Annotated in this window: 19 protein-coding genes and 2 pseudogenes; 15 read left to right on the top strand and 6 right to left on the bottom strand. The window is 62.1% G+C overall.

The genetic code is table 11. The features are described from left to right. Window position 1: 1 nt before the first annotated feature. A complete protein-coding gene (locus NKH12_RS19145; protein ID WP_352954562.1) occupies window positions 2–583 on the top strand; it encodes a GNAT family N-acetyltransferase in 582 nt (193 codons plus the stop codon). Window positions 584–639: 56 nt separating this feature from the next. Here NKH12_RS19145 and NKH12_RS19140 read toward each other — a convergent pair whose 3' ends face one another. Next, window positions 640–924: an SCP2 sterol-binding domain-containing protein gene (locus NKH12_RS19140; protein WP_352954561.1), complete on the bottom strand. Its 285-nt coding sequence runs from the start codon at window positions 922–924 to the stop codon at window positions 640–642. Between the two features lie 466 nt (window positions 925–1,390). Here NKH12_RS19140 and NKH12_RS19135 point away from each other — a divergent pair, with 466 nt between their 5' ends. Both NKH12_RS19135 and NKH12_RS19130 read left to right on the top strand, forming a co-directional pair. Next, entirely contained in the window at window positions 1,391–2,503 is a 1,113-nt protein-coding gene (locus tag NKH12_RS19135) for a TauD/TfdA family dioxygenase (protein WP_352954560.1), read from the top strand. 338 nt (window positions 2,504–2,841) lie between these two features. Then, on the top strand, window positions 2,842–4,263 hold the full coding sequence (locus NKH12_RS19130) for a coiled-coil domain-containing protein (RefSeq protein WP_352954559.1): 1,422 nt from the start codon (window positions 2,842–2,844) through the stop codon (window positions 4,261–4,263). Between the two features lie 101 nt (window positions 4,264–4,364). Here NKH12_RS19130 and NKH12_RS19125 read toward each other — a convergent pair whose 3' ends face one another. Continuing rightward, window positions 4,365–6,008, bottom strand: coding sequence for an MFS transporter (locus NKH12_RS19125; RefSeq protein WP_352954558.1), 1,644 nt, complete (start codon window positions 6,006–6,008; stop codon window positions 4,365–4,367). Window positions 6,009–6,427: 419 nt separating this feature from the next. Here NKH12_RS19125 and NKH12_RS19120 point away from each other — a divergent pair, with 419 nt between their 5' ends. From NKH12_RS19120 to NKH12_RS19105, 4 genes and pseudogenes are all read left to right on the top strand, one after another. Further along, on the top strand, window positions 6,428–6,769 hold the full coding sequence (locus NKH12_RS19120) for an ArsR/SmtB family transcription factor (protein WP_352954557.1): 342 nt from the start codon (window positions 6,428–6,430) through the stop codon (window positions 6,767–6,769). After that, window positions 6,766–7,692 (top strand): SRPBCC family protein, encoded by a 927-nt coding sequence (locus tag NKH12_RS19115; RefSeq protein ID WP_352954556.1) that lies wholly within the window; start codon window positions 6,766–6,768, stop codon window positions 7,690–7,692. Before NKH12_RS19120 ends, NKH12_RS19115 begins: the two co-directional genes overlap by 4 nt. Window positions 7,693–7,727: 35 nt before the next feature. Next, the gene (locus NKH12_RS19110; protein WP_352954555.1) at window positions 7,728–7,925 is read left to right on the top strand and encodes a dihydrofolate reductase family protein; all 198 of its coding nucleotides are present in this window, start codon (window positions 7,728–7,730) and stop codon (window positions 7,923–7,925) included. Beyond that, window positions 7,922–8,469 (top strand): annotated as a pseudogene (locus NKH12_RS19105) (dihydrofolate reductase family protein). Before NKH12_RS19110 ends, NKH12_RS19105 begins: the two are co-directional and overlap by 4 nt. Here the strand turns inward: NKH12_RS19105 and NKH12_RS19100 are convergent. The 3 genes from NKH12_RS19100 to NKH12_RS19090 form a co-directional block, all read right to left on the bottom strand. Beyond that, window positions 8,445–8,630, bottom strand: a complete 186-nt coding sequence (locus tag NKH12_RS19100) for a hypothetical protein (RefSeq protein ID WP_352954554.1) — start codon at window positions 8,628–8,630, stop codon at window positions 8,445–8,447. The pseudogene NKH12_RS19105 and the gene NKH12_RS19100 sit on opposite strands and share 25 nt — an antisense overlap. 41 nt (window positions 8,631–8,671) lie before the next feature. Beyond that, window positions 8,672–8,800, bottom strand: coding sequence for a hypothetical protein (locus NKH12_RS19095; RefSeq protein WP_352954553.1), 129 nt, complete (start codon window positions 8,798–8,800; stop codon window positions 8,672–8,674). 89 nt (window positions 8,801–8,889) lie between these two features. Continuing rightward, the gene (locus NKH12_RS19090) at window positions 8,890–9,591 is read right to left on the bottom strand and encodes a hydrolase (protein ID WP_352954564.1); all 702 of its coding nucleotides are present in this window, start codon (window positions 9,589–9,591) and stop codon (window positions 8,890–8,892) included. Between the two features lie 102 nt (window positions 9,592–9,693). Here NKH12_RS19090 and NKH12_RS19085 point away from each other — a divergent pair, with 102 nt between their 5' ends. The 3 genes and pseudogenes from NKH12_RS19085 to NKH12_RS19075 form a co-directional block, all read left to right on the top strand. After that, a complete protein-coding gene (locus NKH12_RS19085) occupies window positions 9,694–10,587 on the top strand; it encodes a LysR family transcriptional regulator (protein ID WP_352954552.1) in 894 nt (297 codons plus the stop codon). Window positions 10,588–10,942: 355 nt separating this feature from the next. Then, a complete protein-coding gene (locus tag NKH12_RS19080) occupies window positions 10,943–12,190 on the top strand; it encodes a DUF5996 family protein (RefSeq protein WP_352954551.1) in 1,248 nt (415 codons plus the stop codon). A 37-nt stretch (window positions 12,191–12,227) separates the two neighbouring features. Further along, a pseudogene (locus tag NKH12_RS19075) lies at window positions 12,228–12,347 on the top strand (IS5/IS1182 family transposase); the annotation flags it as partial. A 123-nt stretch (window positions 12,348–12,470) separates the two neighbouring features. Here NKH12_RS19075 and NKH12_RS19070 read toward each other — a convergent pair. Then, complete coding sequence (locus NKH12_RS19070) at window positions 12,471–13,502, bottom strand: histone deacetylase family protein (protein ID WP_352954550.1); 1,032 nt, start codon at window positions 13,500–13,502, stop codon at window positions 12,471–12,473. A gap of 169 nt (window positions 13,503–13,671) precedes the next feature. On the opposite strand from NKH12_RS19070, the gene NKH12_RS19065 reads away from it, so the two are divergent. From NKH12_RS19065 to NKH12_RS19045, 5 genes are all read left to right on the top strand, one after another. Next, window positions 13,672–15,339 carry an amidohydrolase gene (locus tag NKH12_RS19065; RefSeq protein WP_352954549.1) on the top strand — a complete coding sequence of 556 codons (1,668 nt, stop codon included), beginning with the start codon at window positions 13,672–13,674 and terminating at the stop codon, window positions 15,337–15,339. Between the two features lie 126 nt (window positions 15,340–15,465). Next, on the top strand, window positions 15,466–16,560 hold the full coding sequence (locus NKH12_RS19060) for an ABC transporter ATP-binding protein (protein WP_352954548.1): 1,095 nt from the start codon (window positions 15,466–15,468) through the stop codon (window positions 16,558–16,560). Then, on the top strand, window positions 16,560–17,480 hold the full coding sequence (locus tag NKH12_RS19055) for an ABC transporter permease (protein WP_352954547.1): 921 nt from the start codon (window positions 16,560–16,562) through the stop codon (window positions 17,478–17,480). Before NKH12_RS19060 ends, NKH12_RS19055 begins: the two co-directional genes overlap by 1 nt. After that, complete coding sequence (locus NKH12_RS19050) at window positions 17,473–18,279, top strand: ABC transporter permease (RefSeq protein ID WP_352954546.1); 807 nt, start codon at window positions 17,473–17,475, stop codon at window positions 18,277–18,279. Before NKH12_RS19055 ends, NKH12_RS19050 begins: the two co-directional genes overlap by 8 nt. 13 nt (window positions 18,280–18,292) lie before the next feature. Beyond that, complete coding sequence (locus tag NKH12_RS19045; protein WP_352954545.1) at window positions 18,293–19,327, top strand: ABC transporter substrate-binding protein; 1,035 nt, start codon at window positions 18,293–18,295, stop codon at window positions 19,325–19,327. The last annotated feature ends 66 nt before the right edge of the window (window positions 19,328–19,393 follow it).

The following is a 19,393-nucleotide window of genomic DNA, read 5'->3' as shown; positions in this document are numbered from 1 at the left end:
TCTGTCGCCTTCGGCGACATCTCCCCCTCGAGGGGGGGAGATTGCCGCCGCATTTGCCATTGTCGCCGAAACCGCTGCCGACGTTTCGGCGCGCGAGGCTTTGCTCGATCGCGCCATGGGGCCGAAGCGCCGGAAAAAATCATCGGAAAAGCTGCGGCGCGGCCGCCGGCCTTCGGAAGGCCTTTCCTTTGTCGCGCGCGATGTGTCGGGCGCCCTCACTGGCACCGTGCGGCTCTGGGATGTGGTGCTGGGCGAGGGCGGTCGGGCAGCCCTGCTGCTTGGCCCGCTCGCCGTCGATCCGGCAATCAAGAATGCCGGCATCGGCTCGGCGCTGATGCGCCTTGCGATCACTGAAGCCACGCACCTCGGCCATGCGGCGATCCTGTTGGTCGGCGATGCGCCCTATTACGAGCGCTTTGGGTTTTCGGCCGAAAAAACCGGCTCGCTGGCCATGCCCGGACCTTATGAGCGGCACCGCCTGCTGGCGCTGGAACTGGTGGAAGGCGCGCTCGCCGAGGCGCGGGGCACGCTGAGGGCGGCAGGGCGCAAGCTGAAGGCACAGCGGCTGCCGCTCGCGGCCTGACGAAACAAGCCGCCGCCCATCGGGCGGCGTCTTTTTTCATCCCGGATTGGAGTGGATCAGCCGATCAGCTGGCTCAGCGCCATGGCGACGCTCATGTCGCCTTCGACCTTTATCTTGCCGGACATGAACGCCATGGTCGGGTTGAGATCGCCTGATATCAGCGCCTCCAGATCATCGAGCGAAAGCTTTATGGTGCAGTCGGCTGGCGCGTCGGTGGTCGAGACGTCAGCGCCGTCGATCACGATGACACCGTCGTCGCCGGTATCGAACTTCACGGAACGATCGAACCCGGCACTCGCCACGCGCGCGCTGATCTTGTCGGCAATTTCCTGAACGCCCATGGCCGTTCTCCTCGTCTCGTTGCGTTTGTCGCACCCATTGGCACTTCGGTCTGGGGCACTTCGGTCTGGCCGAAGTCGCCGTCTTGCGCATTTCGCGATCACGGTCGCTGGCGCATATAGCTTTGGGTTGACGTTTACGTCAACGCGGTTCCCCGAGATAAGGATGGTTTTATCGCCGCAGCGAAGCTGGGTTGTCCAGAGAGGCAGCCGAGAGAGGGATGGCGGTCCCATCGCATTTAGCTGGACACTGCCGGCAAATGACCGCTACCATCGCCATGTGGATCTGAACCAGATTTCAGCTGGGGCCAGATTTCACCTGGTGATCGAGTGCTCGAAGAACCGAACAGAAATCCCGGATCCCATCGTTATGGGAAGCCGAGCTTGTGGTGGCCACCACCGCTGGGTTGATGGCCTGCGGGCCTGATCCAAGCTGAAAATTTAATTTCGTGTTCAGAGAGACACCATCATGAATACCATGCTTTCCGTGGAAGCCCGGGAGACCGCGCTTGCCGTGACTTTTTCATCAGGCGAAACCGTCTGCTATCCGTGGCTTTGGCTAAAGGATAATGCGCCATCGGCGTTTCATCCGCAGACCGAAGAGCGAATATTCGACCTGACCAGCGTAGACCCCTCGCTCAGACCCGTCAGCGTGCAAGACAGAGGCGGCGCTGTGAGCATTGTCTGGCCGAACGACCAGGCTGGGGAGGAATTCCCGGGCCATTTCTTTGAATCTTACCGTCCGGGCAGAAAGCGGGACGATCCGGCTGACATCGCCCCGAAACTCTGGGACGGCTCGATCGATCTTGAAACCATACCGCGTCACTCCGCCGGAGACCTCTTTCAGAGCGATGCCGATCTGCTCGCCTGGCTGAAAGCAACGGCTGCATACGGGCTCTCCATCGTCGATGGGCTTGACGATGATCCCGACGCCGGGCGGCATGCGGCCGAGCGGATAGGATTCCTGCGCCAGACAAATTTCGGTACCATGTTCGAGGTCGTGTCGATGCCGAACCCGAACAATCTGGCCTATACGCCGGGCGCCCTGCCGTTACACACCGATCTCGCCAACCAGGAGGTGCCGCCCGGCTATCAATTCCTGCATTGCCTCGCCAACGAAGCTGAAGGCGGTGGATCGGTCTTTGCCGACGGGTTTGCGGTCGTGGCCGCATTACAGGCGGAAGATCCGGAAGCTTACCGTCTCTTGTGCGAGGTCGAGATACCCTATCGGTTTCACGATGAAAACTACGATCTGCGCGGTCGGTTTCCTGTGATCGTAACTCGACGCGATGGAGAAGTGACAGAGTTGCGGTTCAACGCCCATCTTGTCGATGTCATCGACCTTCCCTCCGACATATGCGCGCCCTTTTATGCGGCTTATCGCAAGCTGATGATGATGATCCGCGGCTCGCGTTTCCAAATCGCCTACCGCCTCAAGGCCGGCGAAATGGCGGTCTTCGACAATCGCCGGGTGCTGCACGGCCGCCAATCGTTCAACCCGAACACCGGGCGGCGACATTTGCGCGGATGCTATGTCGATCGGGGTGAGTTTCAGAGCCGAATTCGCGTCCTCTCCCGATAGCGGCACGACGATCATCGCCGATGTGCGGTCAGCGGGGGGTCGGTACCCAAGTCTGGAACTCTGACGGACGTTGCTCCGGTGGTTGTTTGCCCGGAAGCCGGCGACCATCAGGGCAGTTACAGGGTTTGCCTCATTCAAACAGACGAGGACAGTGGCCAAGCCTGTCCCTAGCGTGGACTCGGCCTCATGCGCTCAGGGTAGTGTAAAGGGACCATGACAGCAGCTTCAAGAGCGGTCATCTCACGCGGCGACCGCGTCAGGGGAGGTAGGATGAACCCGTATCCGGCAGGCGAGGATCACGACCCCATGATGGCGATACAAGAGGGGGATGTTCAGTCATGAGAATCAAAAGTCTGATCAAGCGTGCCGAGAAGGTGGACAGAGCATTCAAGGAGCTCGAAGCCGATTTGGCGGATGCGTTCGATGAGTGTCTCAAGCTAGACGACCAATCGCCGTTGGATGACGTCCCGGATGAGAATCTCGCGGCAAAGAATGACAACTCCCAGCCTGAGGACGATGCGGACACTCCCGAGATCCCAATACGGCTGACTTCCCACGCACAAACCCGACTGGCTGCGTTAAATGCCGTTGATGGGCTCTTTGACGATGCGCGGGAGTATCTGGAGGAGATCAACACGAAACTGTCGGAGATCGCGACCTCGCATCATCTGACAGGCGAATTCCTGAAGCTGCTTCACGGGGACATTCTTCGCGCCAACGAACTGGAACTGGCAAATGTCAGCCTGACCACGCAGCAAAGAGTGCTGTCGGAGCAGCTCCACGACGCGACCAGAAAGCAGCGCGAGCGTGAAAGCGCTGTCGAGGTGCTGCAGCAGCGCGAGATAAGCCTGGTGGAGGACAAGGAGGCACTTCGCGGTGCGCTGGCTGCAGCAAGGCTGGAACTCGTCGTGGCAGGCAATGCGAGCGCAGAACGCGAAGCGGAGTTCGGCGACCTCGTAAAAACGCTTTCGGCCAGAACGGCCGAGGCCAACAGATGCGCACGCGAGAACGACATACTAAGGGAAAAACATGTCAGCCTGTCGATCGATCTCGACAAGGCGCTGAAACGGGAAGCTGAGGCACGGCACAGGCTGGATGAACTCTCGACGATTCATGCCAGTGACGCGACGCGACTTTCGGAACTGCTGGCTGCGCTTGGCAAGAGCGAGAAAGAGGAGATGCGGCTGCAGAAATCGCTCGATGTCGCGCAAGCGAAGCTGTCGGAAATGACGGAAGCGGCCCGTATCATGGAAAGTGACAGGGAAGCCGAGCGTGCGCGTAGTTTCACGGAGATCGGCGGCCTGCGTTCTGAAATTCGCAACCTCCAATCACGATTGGAAGTTGCCTCGAACGAGAACAGTCAAGCCGCCAGTGAGATCGCCAATCTCAAGGCTCAATGGAGCGACGCCGTGGCCGAAAAGCAAATTGCGGAGGAAAGGTTGTCCGTTCTCAGAAAGGAGAACGAAGACGACAAGATGCACCTTTCGACCGTGAGCGCGAATTTTTCGCAGCTTTCCCTGCAGCAGGCATCCGAACAGATACAGCTCGATGTCCAGAGGCAGGAATGCGAGGATCTGCGAGCCGAAGTCGCCTTGCTCGATGCTCGGGTCAAGGAACTGTTGCCCTATGAGCGTCTCCACAAGGTCACAAACGCCAGACCGCACGAGAACGGCGTGGTCGAGATCACCGGTGTCGTGGCGGAGAAGGCCCGCGCCACAAGCAGAAGGCGCGTCCGTACGAGCCTGCGCGCGGCATCCTAAGGCGCGGGTGGGGCTGCGCCGATCAGGGTACGTGTGACCCATCAGCTTAGCGCATGGATTGGAGCGTCACGTGCTCATCCAACTGGACACCCCGGCACGGCCTAATGCTCGATCGGTCCTTTCGGCATGACGATCGCCGTGCCGGCAGTTGTCGGACGCTCGATCATGCGGCGGACGCGGGGCGGCTCGTCGCCGCTGTGCAGTGCCCGTACGCGCTCGCCGACAACGGCGTCGGCATGGGTGGCCCGCTTGTTGTGGCGGATGTATTCGAGCCATGTCGGCGTGTGATAGTGCTCGATCCATATTGCGGGATTTTCGAGATCGCGAGCCAGCGTCCAGTTGCGGGCGCCGTCACGGCGGCGGATGCGGCCGCGTTCGGCCATGGTGGCTAGGAATTCCGGCACGTCCTCCTCGCGGATGATGTATTCGATCATGATGGCGATGGGGCCACTGCGCAGTTTTAGATCGAGCGCAAGATGCGGCTCCTTGAAACGGTTGGTGGGATCGAGGTTGAGCACCGCCTGCTGCGGCAAAGGCAGCAAGAGGCCGATTGCGCCCCCCGCCAGCATCGCGACCGCCGCCGCGATCAGCGCGAATTCGGCGCCATGCGCATCGGCGACGACACCCCAAATCCAGCTGCCGAGCGCGATGCCGCCGAAGGTCGCCGTCTGATAGACCGAGAGCACCCGGCCGACCACCCAGCGCGGCGTCGACATCTGCACCGTGACGTTGAAATGCGACAGCGCGATCACCCAGCAGGCGCCGCCGATGAGCAGTCCGAGCGACGTTTGCCAGGCCTGATCGCTGACGGCGGCATTGAAGGCGCAGAGCGCGAAGCCGGCGAATGCCATGCGCACCATCGTCTCACTGGACAGGATCTGCCTCAGCCGGACGCTAATCAGCGCGCCGCCGACGGCGCCGATGCCGAACGCACCGAGCATGATGCCGTAGGTCAAGGCGTCGCCCTTGACGACATCGCGCGCCACCAGCGGCAGCAGCGCCAGAACCGCGCCGGCGCTGAAGCCGAAAGCCGCACCCCTGACCAGCACCTTGCCGATATTGGGCGACATGGCGACGTAGCGCAGGCCAGCGCCCATCGCCGCGCCCAGGGTCTCGCGCGGCAGTGTCGAGGCCGGCAATTCCGGCTTCCAGCGGGCAAGCACGATGAGGAGCCCGACATAACTCAACGCGTTGGCGGCAAAAGCCGCTGCAGCACCTGCGGCGGCAACGATGATGCCGCCGATCGCCGGGCCGACGCTGCGCGTCAGGTTGAAGCCCAAGGAGTTGAGCGCGACGGCCGCAGGCAGCTTGGCGCGCGGCACCATGTCGCCGACAGAAGCCTGCCATGACGGGTTGTAAAGCGCCGTGCCGCTGTTGATCAGGAAGGCGAAGGCGAGCAGCGTCCACGGCGTTATCAAGCCAAGGTAGGTGAACACAGTCAGCAGAACCGAGACAACCAGCATGAAGATCTGAGCAATCAGCATGACCTTGCGACGGTTGAAGCTGTCGGCGATGGCGCCGGCAACGAGCGCAAACAGCATGATCGGCAAGGTGGTCGAAGCCTGGACCAGCGCGACCTGATAGGACGAGGTGGCGATCGTGGTCATCATCCAGGCGGCGCCGACGCCCTGGATCAAGCCACCGAAATTCGAAACCAGACTGGCGGACCATACGGCGCGGAAAATGCCGTGCCGGAACGGCGCCAGCGCCGAGACGCGTTCGCTGTCCGGCTCGTCGTCGATCATGGATGCATCCCCGACTTCAAATGCTGCGTTCTTCCGGAATCGGTGCCCTCATGCCGTCCCTTAGAAGTAGAGCATGACTTTGCAAAGGGCGAACGCCTTTTCAAAGAAGATCATAGTCCAACAATAAGATAGCCGTGGCTGGAACAGGTCAGTGGCCATTCTTGCAGGCCGCGTGAGGCGCTTCGGTGAGGTGGCCGACTTTCCGCCCGCCGCGCCCGCTGCCTTCTGCCGTGAACCCATAAACGCGAACGGCTGAGATTGGTGGGGAGCGAACTGGCGGCATCGCTGCGAGCAACTTCCCAGCGGACTCGGCAACCGAAGCCGCCTGCTCCAAGAACTCGCGCGTTGGGCAAAAAATACTTAGCGACTTGACGAAGTTTTCGCTTGCGCCGCCGGCAAATTGGTCGATAGTTAGCGACATGGCTAAGCATGATATTGATCTCTCGCTGCTCTTCCACGCGCTCGCTGATCCGACCCGCCGGTCGATCCTGACTCGACTCGCCGAAAGGCCTGCGCGGGTGACGGATCTGGCTGGTCCCACGGGACTGCGTCTGCCCACGGTGATGCGGCACCTTTCCGTGTTGGAGGAGGCAGGGTTGATCTCCACATCCAAGGACGGGCGGATACGCACCTGCGCCATCATGCCGGAGGCTCTGGACCCGGTGCGAACATGGCTCGATGAACAGCGGGCCATCTGGGAAACTCGGCTCGACCGGTTGGACGCATTTGTGATGAATGTGATGAAGGAGCGCGCAGAATGACACAGAACCTCGCTACAAACGATGCGACCCGTCCCGTGCCTGATGATAGGAAGGGCCGCTTTGCGACGCTCACCTTCGAACGGGACGTGGCCGCGCCATTGGCCGTGTTGTGGGAGGCATGGACGGCCCCGGCCGCGCGGGCGATCTGGGCTGCGCCATCGCCCTCGGTCACCGTGGAGTTCTTGGAGGCCGATACCAGGGTGGGTGGACGCGAGGTCTCGCTCTGCAAGGTAGAGGGCCAGCCTGACATCCGCTGCGAGTGCGGCTGGCTTGCGCTGAAGCCAGCGGTGTGCAGCGTGAACTACGAGGTGATCTCGTGCGAAGGCATGACGCAATCAGCAGCGCTGGTGACGGCGGATATCTCGGGAACGCACGAGCGCAGCCGGCTGGTCGTGACGGTGCAACTTTCCTCGCTGGCGCAGGACATGGAAGCAGGCTACCGGGCAGGCTTCGGTGCCGGCCTAGACAACCTCGCGGACGCGGCCGAACGAAACATGGTGCTGCAGCGGGTGATTCAGGCGCCGCGATCCGTCGTGTGGGGCGCCTGGATGAACCCTGAAACGCTGCCGCAATGGTGGGGGCCGGAAGGCTTCTCCTGTCGAACGAAGAGGATCGACTTGCGAACGGGCGGCGAATGGGTATTTGACATGATCGCGCCTGACGGCACGGTCTTCCCCAACCATCATCTCTATGTCGATGTCCGGCCCGAAGAGAGGCTCGGCTATACGCTGTTGTGGGGCGAGAAAGGGCCGAAACATGCCGACGCCTGGGCCTCGTTCGAGGATCAGGACGGGGCAACGAAGGTAACGCTGGGCATGGTATTCAGCACGGCTGCCGAGTTCCAGGAGGCGAAGGGTTTCGGTGCCGTGGAACTCGGACTGCAAACTCTGGGCAAGCTGGAACGCTTCGTCGCAACCCGCTGAATGCTGCGACTTCCCGTCGGCCCGAATTAGGGCTTGTGGATGAGGTCCTCATCCATGTCGCGCCCGTCCTGATCGGCGACGGCATCCGCCTCTTCAGTCAGAAGGACATGGAGCCGGTCAGGCTGGAGAAGACCGAGGTCTCAGAAGCGGGGCCGCTCACCGACATGCGCTTCCGCTTCGCGGGATATGGCCGAGAATTCACAAAGGGATACACGAAGAGGAGGGTTTTGTGAGAAAACTGATCGTATGGGATATGGTGACCGTCGACGGCTTCTTCGAAGGTCCGGGCAGGGACATCAGCTGGTTCGTCTTCGAAGAAGAACTCGAGAACTACATTCGTGAGACCCAGGAAAAGGCCGACACGCTGATCTTCGGCCGCGTGACCTACGAGCTCATGGCAGCCTATTGGCCGTCCGAGCAAGGCTGGACCGCGGACTTCATGAACAAGATCGAGAAGGTGGTCTTCTCGCGCACGCTGAAGAGCGCCGACTGGAACAACACGAAGCTCTTCAACGGCAATGTCGCGGAAGAAGTCTCCAAGCTGAAGACCAAGGACGGCGGAGACATCTTCGTGTTCGGCAGCGCCGACCTGACGGCGACCCTGATGGAGCACGGCCTGATCGACGAGTATCACCTCGGGATCAACCCCGTGATTCTCGGGAGAGGCACGCCGCTCTTCAAGGGCGGCCCAACCGGATACCCCTGAAGCATCTGGAGACCAGGACGCTCAAGTCAGGTGTTGCCATCCTCCACTACGCGCCGGAGAGCAGACAATGACGATCGATCCATGGTGTGTTCTCCTTCTGGAACTTCGTGGGTGGCAGGCCCCGCGGCACGCGCGGTACCCAGTGAAAGGCGAAACTTGCGCTGAGCGCCGAGGCCGAGATCAGGACGTTGCGGCGGTTGAGCGGCAGGCCGAGGGTGAAGGTGGGAGGCATCGAGGAGTCTCCGCGAGTTGTTCAAAAGGCGGCGGGTGGGATCACACGCAGTCGCCGCACATGAACGGGTCTGTTGCGGCAGGCCAGATCGAGCCGTTTCGGCGGCAGGCTTCACCGGCTGCCGGATCGGCCGGGGCCAGCATCTGCGCCATAGCATTCATCGCTGACATCACGTGGCGTCCTGTGAGGTGAGGATGGCGAGGGCCGGCAAACGGATCGATTCCGACCCTCACCGGAATGCTCGCCATGCCGGCCCGGGTCAGCCTTCGCTCGGCACCGGCGTGTTGAGAAGCTGCTGCTCCCAAAGGTACGCGATGCCGCTGCCGCCGAAGTGCTGGATGAGAATCTCGGTCAGCTCCTCGACATGATCGGTGCGCGCCCAATCGCGTTGCCATTCGCCAGCGAGCGCCATCACGGTCATCACGTTCGCGCCGGCAGCGGCCATGCGCTGGATGGCAACTTCATGAGACTCCTTCGAAATCCCGCCCGACGCGTCGGTGATCACGGTCACGTCCCAGCCTTCGCCGGCGGCCTGGATGACAGGCATTGCGACGCAGACCTCGGTCCACAGGCCGGCGATGATCAGTTGCTTGCGGCCGGTCGCTTTGATGACGTTCACCACATTCTCGTCCTGCCAGGTGTTCACCCAGGTGCGATCGATGACTTCCTGGTCCGGAAATACGTCGGTGATCTGCTTAAAGAGAAGTCCACCGCGCGCCGCGATCACGCTGGTGAGAATGGTCGGAACATTGAAGGCTTTTGCTAGCTTCGCCAGCGCGGTCGTGTTGTTGACCACCATATGCGGATCGTGGCTGTTCAGGTTCGCGAGTTGATAAGGTTGGTGATCGATCAGAACGAGGACCGAATCTTCGGGACGAAGAAGCGAATCGAGGCCGTTACGAGGGTCATCAAGACTTCCTTTCTCTGCCGCTATGGACGGCGATGGGTTCACGGGAGACATGCGCCAGCGGGCGACGTTGCCTGGACGCAATTTGCTGTTCCTTTTGGTGGTGCGGTAGTGCCATAGTCGGGCAAGCTGTGTCGCGAAATAAGGAACGCCGGAATGGACATCGAAGACCTACAGACATTCGTCGCAGTGGCCGATGCCGGGGGCGTATCGGCCGCCGCGCGCCGGCTTGGCGTCTCCAAGTCAATCGTCAGTCGACGGCTCGTTCGGGTTGAAGCAGAGCTTGGCGTTCAGTTGCTTGCACGAACGACCCGCGGCGCCGCGCTCACGGAAGCGGGGATCACGTTCAGGGACCATGCGGCCAGAGCCAGCGCCGAGATCGACACCGCCAAGGAAACGATCCTCCCGACCGGCGACCTTCGCGGCCGCCTGAGGGTTGCCATGCCGCTTACTTTCGGCCCAACCCACTTCGCCCCGGTGCTCGCGGAAATGGCGCGCCAGCACCCGCAGCTTCACATTCATACCTCCTACAGCGATCGCTTCGTCGATCTCATCGCAGAGGGTTTCGATTGCGCGATCCGGGGCGCCTACCTTCAGGACTCCAACCTGATCGCCAAGCGCGTCGGGCCGATCCATGGAAAGCTTGTCGCCAGCCCGGAGTATATCGAAGCGCGCGGATCACCCGAAACGCTGGACGAACTCGTCACCCATCAGGCCCTCATGCAGGGAACGGAAGCCTGGCAGTTCATGGATGGCGACAAGATCGTCACGGTCCAGCCGCAGGGCACGTTCAAGGCCGACAGCGCCACGGCGCTCGCCGCCGCCGCGGCGGCAGGTCTCGGCATCGCCTGGCTCCCCGATTGCATCACACATGAATACGTCGCCTCCGGCGCGCTTGTCCCGATCATGACACGCTATCCGGTACCGCCGGGGGCCGCGTATGTCATCCGACCGCCGGGTCAGCACCCGGCACGGAAGATACGCGTACTCACCGAAATGCTGATCGAGCATTTCGAACGAAATCCCCACCTCTGGGGTCTCGACCGGTAAAGCACTGACATCCGCGAAGCCTTGGCAGACGACGCGCTCGCCTGCGGGCCACCGGCCTCAGCGACATCATTGCCTGCACGTTCCACTTTCCGCGACACAGCTTGGCGCATTGCGTGGCTAGCTGCGAAGACGGCCGCTCGCTAGTTCGGGCCGTCGTCGGGCGGGTAGCACCCAAGTTCGAATGTCGCGCTGAGAACTGGGGCAAGGAATGCTTCGGTCTCCCGGTCGATGACCGCATATTCCTCTTCCGGACTGACCGGTGCTGATAAGGTGATCGCGCGGATGCGGCTCGGTCGGTCGAGGACGACATGAACGATGTCGCGTGCCGATTGAATGCAGGATGGAGACAGCAAAAATGAGCGACAAGTGGCCCCACCTCGACTACCTCAGTTGGCGCGAGACGTGTTCCGCACTGCATCTATACTTGCAGATCGCCGGCAAGTATCGGCTGGCTCATACCCCGTGGCTCAACCATTCCTGGAACGCGACCTTCTATGTCACGCCTAACGGCCTGACATCCTCGCCGATCCCCGACGGCCCTGGCATCGAGATCCTGTTCGACCTTCGAGACCACATGGTGATGGGCGCGAGCGGCAACGGCCGCAAGGCGTCCTTTTCGCTCGGGCCGACCACGGTCGCGGCGTTCCACGCCAGCTTCGTCAGGCTGGTTTCCGAACTCGGCGGCACGCCGACCTTCAACGGCCAGCCGAACGAAGTGCCGAACCCGGTGCCGTTCAGCGAGGATCAACGGCCCTATGACCGCGACGCCGTTCAACGCTTCAATAACGCGTTGGCGTCGGTCGACAGGGTCTTCAAGACGTTCCGGACCTCCTTTCTTGGCAAGTCCAGCCCGGTTCACCTGTTCTGGGGCGCTCTCGATCTGGCCGTCACGCGCTTCTCAGGGAGGCGTGCTCCTCTCCATCCGGGCGGCATTCCGGCATTGCCGGACGACGTGACGCAGGAGGCCTACGACCGCGAGGTCTCCTCGGCAGGCTTCTGGCCGGGCGGCGGCGGCATCGATTATCCCGCCTTCTACGCCTACGCCTATCCGACGCCGAACGGCTTTCGAGGCGCATCGGTCCGGCCGGATGCGGCGTTCTGGCATGACGGCCTGTCGGAGTTCATCCTGCCCTACGATGCCGTGCAGTCGGTTGCCGATGGCGACGAGACCCTATTGGCGTTTCTCGTCTCGACCTACGAGGCCGCCGCCGATCTCGGAGGATGGGACCGCGATCTGCTGGAGTGCATGCAAGGGCGGCCGGGTCAGGTGCGGCCGCCACACGCCGAGCTGCCGAAGAAGGCCCCTTCATCGACCGACGATAAGGTTGAACGGGAGGATGGCGCATCCAAGGGACGCTACCGGATGGTCATCGATGGCGTCGAAGCCGAGATGACTTATAGCCGGGCCGGCGAGGGACTGATCATCATCGACCATACAGAAGTTCCAGCAGCCTTGCGGGGCCGCAAGGTCGGCGAGCAAATGGTGCGCCAGGCGGTCGAGGATGCACGACGCGAAGGGGCCAATATCATTGCGCTTTGTCCGTTCGCAAAAGCGCAGATCGACCGTCATCCGGAATGGCAGGATGTGCTTCCTCGGTCATAGGCTGCCAACAGCCCGACCACGCGCATTGCGGCGCGTGCCTTGGCGCGACCTGCCCGGGGCGCCATGGCCCGCGCACCACCTGCTACAACCGCTTCGTGCGATGGCGGAAGGCAGGGGCCGACTGATGGAGAGTGTCACGGCTGCGCACGACGGCGAGAACTCAGTACGGCTTTGGCTCCGCCCTTGAGTGTACGGCCTGGATTTTTTACGAATGACGTTGCCCAAAACCGCTGCGCTCTCTCGGGTCGAACGCCCGGGGCAGCCGTTTGGGCGACATGCATTACCGATCTTCGAATCCGGTCAGCACGCCGACGGCGTTGATGCCGATTTCCTCGACGGCATAGCCGCCTTCCATGACGAACAGCGTCGGCAGGCCGAGCTTGGCGATGCGACGGCCAATCTTGGGATAGTCGGCGCTTTTCAGCTTGAACTTGCTGATTGGGTCCTTCTCGAACGTGTCGACGCCGAGCGAGACGACAACGACATCGGGGGCGTACGCCGCAAGTTTCGCGCAGGCGTCCTCCAGCGAAGCATTCCAGGCGTCCCATGCGGTGCCGAACGGCATGGGGTAGTTGACATTGAAGCCTTCGCCGGGCCCTGACCCGCGCTCGTCGGCATGGCCAAGGAAGAACGGATATTCGATCATCGGGTCGCCATGCAGGTTCAGCACCTGCACGTCGCCGCGGCCGTAGAAGATCTCCTGCGTGCCGTTGCCGTGATGGTAGTCGACATCGAGGATCGAGACGCGCTTGGCGCCCTGGTCGCGGAACCATTGCGCGGCAACCGCGGCGTTGTTGATGTAGCAATAGCCGCCCATGAACGCAGCTCCGGCGTGATGGCCGGGCGGGCGGCAGAGCGCGAAGGCTGATATCTCGCCGTCCTTGACCAGGGCGGCCGCAGTCAGCGCCACGTCATAGGACGACTTGATCGCCTCCCAGGTGCCTTTGACGAAGCTGGCGCCGCCGTCAAAGGAGTAAAAGCCAAGCAGCGCATCGATGGTTTGGGGGCGCACGTCGCCGCGCAGGCCGCGCGTCGGCCAAGTGAAGGGGAGGGCAGAGCCCGTGCGGCCCGACTCTTCCCAGAGCGGCCATACGGTCGGCAGGAAATCGATGTAGTCGCTGGTATGCACCTGCTTGGCGGCGGCGAGGTCGTGGGTCACGGGTGGCAGGATCGGGCCGAGCTTTTCGCTCTCCACCCTCGCCTTGATGAACTCAGCGCGCGAGGGCTTCTCGAAGGCCGGCACGATGGCGCCTGAAATGAGCTCGAAATTGCCGGCATGGCCGGCGTGGAGAGGGGAGAAAACAGTCTTCATTTTGGCGGCCGGCTCGCTCTTCGGGTTGCGTATTTGTCGTTGACGGACTGCTTTGTGGCAGAGAGTTTCAGCGCCGCCAAGAGGCATTCCGGACCGCTGTTGCGAGTGGCAGCAGGCGGCTTGCCAGACGCCAATACTCTGCTAGCCTAAGCTCAAACGGGAGAAACTTATGCCGCCATCGGCCGATCTGATCGTCGAGAACGCCAGCATATTGACGATGGATCCCGATACTCCCCGCGCCGAAGCCATAGCCATCAAGGGCGGCGAAATCATTGCGATCGCAGATCGTGCGACCGTGCTGGAGCACAAGGGACCCGGCACGCGCGTCATCGATGCCGGCCGCGGCTCGGTCGTCCCCGGCTTCATCGAAGCGCATATGCATCTTTTCGCCGGCGCGGCCGAGCTGGATCACCTCCAACTGACGGGCATCCACGGTTTCGAGGCGCTTTGCGACGCTGTACGCAATTATGCCGCAAAGCGGCCGGATCTATCCGTCCTGCAGGCGCAAGGCGCCGACTATACCATTCTGTCGGCGACTGAGCGGGTCAGCCGCCATCACCTCGACCGCATCCTGCCGGAGCGGCCCTTCGTCATGGCGGCGCCCGACCACCACACAATGTGGGCGAACACCAAGGCGTTGGAACTGGCCGGCCTGCTGAGAGGCAAGCGGCTCGGTCCCGGCAATGAGATCGTCATGGGCGACGACGGGCTGGCCAGTGGCGAATTGCGCGAGGGCGAGGCTTTTGGGCCGCTGATCGCGCTGGCCGGCGAGGATCGCGTACGGCTCGGCCTGGCCACCGGCGGCGAGCCGGACCCGAAGCCGACGCCGGCCGAGCAGGCCTCCGACCGGGCGATCATGCGCCGCGGTTTGGAATGGTGTGCCAGGCACGGCATCACGTCGATCCAGAACATGGACGGCAATTTGCACCAGCTCGAACTCCTGTCCGAAATCGAGGCCGAGGGCGGCTTGCTGTGCCGCGTGCAGGTGCCGTTCCACTATAAGAATTTCATGACGCTCGACATGCTCGACAAAGCCTCAGTGATGGCTGAGCGCTACGATGGTGAATGGCTGTCGTCGGGCATGGTCAAGGTGTTCTACGACGGCGTGCTCGATTCTTGGACGGCGGTGATGGTCGAGCCCTATGCGGATCGTCCGGATTGGCTGGGCGAGCCGCTTTTCACGCCGCAGCAATCCATCGATCTTGCCGTGGCCGTCGACAGGCGGGGGCTGCAGATGGCGGTGCACTCGATTGGCGACGGCGCCGTGCGCGCCGTGCTCGACGGCTACGAGGCAGCGCAAAAGGCGAATGGCAGGCGCGACAGCCGGCATCGGGTCGAGCATATCGAGGTGGTCACCGCCGCCGACATACCGCGTTTCGCAAAGCTTGGCGTCATTGCCTCGATGCAGCCGCCGCATCCGCCCGGCAGCATGGGCTTGCCGCTGGAACCGACGGTGTCGCGCATCGGGCCCGCCCGCTGGCCGCTGAGCTATGCTTGGCGGACGCTGAAGGATGCCGGCGCGCGCATCGTCTTCGCCTCCGACTGGCCGGTGTCGCCGATCGATCCGATCCTGGGCATTCAGGCGGCAATGCTGCGCAAACCATGGGCAGACAGCGATCCCGACCAGAGTTTCTCGCTGCATGAATCGCTTGCGGGCTATACGGTGGAAGGCGCCTATGCCGAGTTCATGGAGCATCGCAAGGGCCGCCTGAAGTCAGGCTTTCTGGCTGATCTCGTGGTGCTCTCGGGCGACATCGAGGCGACTGCGCCGGAAGCGCTGCATACGGTGCGGCCGGCGACGACGATCTGCGGCGGCAGGATCACTTATCAGGCATGACGGTGGCACGGGAATTGCGTTCTGAATCGACATTCAGATGTAAGCTTGCCAAGCCATGCGCCGTGTGCTGACAATCGAGTGGGAACTGGATCCGCCCTGAAGAGCGGACACAAGAATGGGGTAATCGTGCCGGAACAACCGGGTAAAAGTGCAATTGAAGTTCGTGGCGTCCGCAAGGTATTCGGTACCGGGGAGTCACAGGTCGCCGCCCTCGACACGGTTTCGGTGTCGATCCGAGAAAATGAGTTCTTCACGCTGCTTGGTCCGTCCGGCTGCGGGAAGACAACGCTTCTACGGCTGATCGCCGGCTTCGATTTCCCGAGCGCCGGCGAGATCCTGCTGCATGGCCAGGACATCGCACCGCTGCCGCCGTTCAAGCGGCCGGTCAATACCGTGTTCCAGAACTATGCGCTGTTCCCGCATATGACGGTGGCCGAGAACATCGGCTTCGGCCTCGAAATGCTCGGCAAGCCCAAGTCCGAAGTGAAGGCGCGGGTCGCCGAGATGCTGAAGCTGGTCAAGATGGAGGCGCTCAGCAACCGCCGCACCAGCCAGATCTCCGGCGGCCAGCAGCAGCGCGTGGCGCTGGCAAGGGCGCTGGCGCCACAGCCCAAAGTGCTGCTGCTCGACGAGCCGCTATCGGCGCTCGACTTCAAGCTGCGCAAGGAGATGCAGATCGAGTTGAAACGGCTGCAGCACGAGACCGGCATCACCTTCATCTTCGTCACCCACGACCAGGAAGAAGCGCTGACCATGTCGGACCGCATCGCGGTGATGTCGTCGGGCAAGATCCTGCAGGTCGGGACGCCCTGGGATATCTATGACAAGCCGGCCGAGCGCTTCGTCGCCGACTTCATCGGCGAGACCAATTTCCTGACGGCGGCCATATCGGGCATGGCCAACGGCAAGGCACGCGCAACGCTCAAATCCGGCGCGACGATCGACGCGACCGTGGCTGAGGGCTTTCAGCCGAAGGACAATGCCACCGTGGTGGTCAGGCCGGAACACGCCAAGCTGACCAGCGGCAAGGGCGACCTGTCGGGCACGGTCGAAAACATCGTCTATTTCGGCACCGACACGCACATCCATGTTCGCCTGGACAGCAGCGAGGCCTTCACCGTGCGCCAGCAGAACACGCGCAGCGCCGGCTGCGGTTTCGAGCGGGGGGACACGGTCGGCATTTCGATCGGCAACGACGCCGCACAAGTGCTGAGGGACTGATGGCGAGCGCGGAAGAAGTCGCTAAGGAAGCCGAACGCCGTGATATCCGCGATCGCTGGCTGCTGTCGGCGCCGGCACTGGTCATCATCTTTCTCGCGGCGACCGGGCCGCTGCTGATCGTCGTGATCTACTCCTTCCTGACGCCTGGGCCCTATGGCGACGTGGTGTGGAAATTTTCCACCGACGGCTGGCTGTCGGTGCTGATGCAGCGCGACATCTTCGACGACACGCTGGCCTTCGCCGACGCGCATCTGTCGATCTTCTGGCGCTCGGCCAAGCTGTCGTTCATGACAACGATCTTCACGCTGCTGTTTGGCTTCCCGACCGCCTATTTCATCGCCACACGGCCCGCGCGGCAGCGCAACGTCTGGCTGTTCCTGATCACCATCCCGTTCTGGACCAATTTGCTGATCCGCACCTTCGCCATCCAGGAGGTGATCCGCAACGAGGGCATCGTCAACACGGTGCTCATCAAGCTCGGCATCATCAGCCAGCCGATCCAGATGATGTTCACCGATTTCGCGCTGATGGTCGGCATGACCTATGTCTATCTGCCACTGATGGTGCTGCCGCTCTATGCCAGCATGGAGAAGATCGACTTTCGGCTGGTCGAGGCGGGTTACGACCTCTACGCCAACCGCTTCCAGGTGTTGAGGCGAGTCATCATTCCGCTGGTCAAGCCTGGCATCATCGCCGGCTCGATCCTCGTCTTCATCCCGGCGCTGGGCGCATATGTCACCCCGCGCGTGCTCGGCGGGTCGAAGAATATGATGCTCGGCAATCTGATCGAGCTGCAGTTCGGGCAAGGCCGTAACTGGCCGCTCGGCTCGGCGCTGTCGCTCTCCCTGATGGCGATCGTGATGGTCGCGCTGCTCTTCTATGTCCGTTCCGCCGGGCGCCAGGGCGGCGCGCATGGCTAGCCGCTTCGACATTCGCCGGCAGACCGGCTTCACGACCATCGCGATGATCTGCTTTTTCGCGCTGTATCTGCCGATCGTCACGGTTGTCGTCTATGCCTTCAACGCAGGCAGTTCGATCGCGATCTGGGAAGGCGTGTCGCTGCGCTGGTTCTACCAGGCCTGGAACAACAGCCAGGTCGTCGATGCCTCGATCCGGTCGCTGCAAATCGCTTCGGTCGCCGCGACTATTGCCACGATCGTCGCCACCATGGCTGCACTCGCCACGACCCGGACGAAGCCATATCCCGGCCTCGGCTTCAAATACGCCTTCATCAACCAGCCGCTGATGGTGCCGGAAATCGTTACCGCGGTGGCGCTGCTGATCTTCTTTTCGCGCATCAAGATCTGGACCGGCTATTCGGGGCTGGGCTACCTGATGGCTGCGCATACGGCCTTTTGCATTCCCTTTGCCTATCTGCCGATCCGAGCGCGGCTCGAGAACATGGATCTGTCGTTGGAGATCGCGGCGGCCGACCTTTACGCGACACCCTGGAAGGCTTTTCGGCGCGTCACCTTTCCGCTGCTCTGGCCAGGCATCCTTGCCGGGCTGATGCTGGCCTTCGTCATCTCGCTGGACGACGTCGTCATCACCGAGTTCGTCAAGTCCGGCGGCCAGGATACATTGCCAACATACATGCTCGGCCAGTTCCGGCGCGTTATCACGCCGGAAATCAACGCGATTTCGACGGTGTTCCTGCTGATCTCGATATTGATCGTCACCGTCTTCTTTTTCATCAGCAGGAAAAAGGATCAGGATTGACAGGAGAGAAACGATGAATTGGAAACTGACTGCGACGGCGCTCAGCGCCGCGCTGTTCGCCTCGGCGGGTCTCGCCCGCGCCGATGGCGAACTCAACATCTACAATTGGGGCAACTACACCAGCCCCGACCTCATCAAGAAGTTCGAGGAAAAGTACAAGGTCAAGGTGACCGTCACCGACTACGATTCCAATGACACCGCGCTCGCCAAGATCAGGCAGGGCGGCAGCGGCTTCGATATCGTGGTGCCTTCGGCGAGCTTCGTGCCGATCTGGATCGGGGAAGGGCTGCTCTTGGAGACAGAGCCCAGCAAGATGGAGAACTTCAAGAACATGGACCCGAAATGGGTCGATGTTCCCTTCGATCCGGGCCGCAAATACACCGTGCCGTGGCAATGGGGCACGACAGGCGTCACAGTCAACACCTCGGTCTACAAGGGCGATCCCAACACTTCCGCCATCTTCTTGGACCCGCCGCCGGAACTGGTCGGCAAGGTCAACGTCGTTCCCGAAATGGCCGATGTCATGCATCTCGCTATCAGATATGTCGGCGGCGAGCCCTGCACCGGCGACAAGGAGGTGCTGAAGAAGGTGCGCGATGCGCTGGTGGCGGCCAAGCCGAAATGGATCTCCATGGACTACGGCACGGTCGAGAAGTTCGCCAAGGGCGACTTCGCCGCCAGCGTCGACTGGAACGGCGCATCCTTCCGCTCCCGCCTGCAGAACAAGGACATCGTCTATGGCTATCCGAAGGAGGGCTATCCGATCTGGATGGACAATCTCGCGGTGCTGAAGGACGCCAAGAACGTCGAAAACGCCAAGTTGTTCCAGAACTTCATCATGGATCCCGAGAACGCCGCGCTGATCTCGTCTTTCGCGCGCTACGCCAACGGCATCAAGGGGTCGGAAGCCTTCATGCCTGAGGACATGAAAACGGCGCCGGAGGTCAACATCCCCGCCGAGTTCGTCGACAAGGGCAAGTTCATGCTGAACTGTGCGCCCGACGTGCAGGCACTCTACACCAGGATCTGGACCGAACTGCAGAAGTGATCGCATCGTGACGGACCCGGCGGTGGGCGCCGCCGGGTCCGTTTTCATGTTTGCCGGGACGCACCT

Source organism: Mesorhizobium sp. M1322 (assembly GCF_040318085.1).
GTDB lineage: Bacteria > Pseudomonadota > Alphaproteobacteria > Rhizobiales > Rhizobiaceae > Mesorhizobium.
Note: the sequence above shows the minus strand (reverse complement) of the source record. Positions and strands in the feature narration are given on the sequence as shown.